At 39.6% G+C, this 523-nt stretch carries 1 protein-coding gene; it reads right to left on the reverse strand.

What is annotated here, in order from left to right; all coding sequences use genetic code 11:
• Nucleotides 1–523, reverse strand: a 523-nt coding sequence (locus MZO41_RS16550; RefSeq protein WP_252129718.1) for a transposase, incomplete at both ends; no start/stop codon positions are given.

A 523-nucleotide genomic window follows, 5' to 3' on the forward strand; every position in this document is an offset into this window, starting at 1 on the left:
TACGATTCCGGCTTCCTTGGTGACCTTGTCGAAACCTCGCACCGAGAATCGATTGAAATGTAAAGAAGCCTTCATCTTGCCAAAAACTGGCTCAACATCGATCTTACGTTGAGCGTAGATCTGACCAGTTTCTGGAGCTGAAAGTAATTCTCGTTGTTTCGATTTGAAATATTCCCAATTTTCGTTCACGGAAATCCTTTTAAGATATCCTTTTGGTGTTAGTGCCGCGGAAATTAGTTGATGATTTTCATCATACTTTTCGGCAATGTATTCTTTAAAGTCACGGGTAAAACCATACTTATCAGTCCGTTGACGATAAGCATTAAAATTAAACCGGACGTTTTGTGGATTGATAAAATAATCATCTTTTTCATGATAGTCCCAGTTCATAACCTTACGGTCATCGCTTTGCCATTTTCGACTATTCTCTTTAAGCATTGTGCCGTATGGAATTAAAACGGTATGCTGACCGAATTCATCTTCCAAGTACCGATAATTACTTTCGGAACCGTATCCGGCATCG

Source organism: Lactiplantibacillus sp. C232, assembly GCF_023806725.1.
Taxonomy (GTDB): domain Bacteria; phylum Bacillota; class Bacilli; order Lactobacillales; family Lactobacillaceae; genus Lactiplantibacillus; species Lactiplantibacillus plantarum.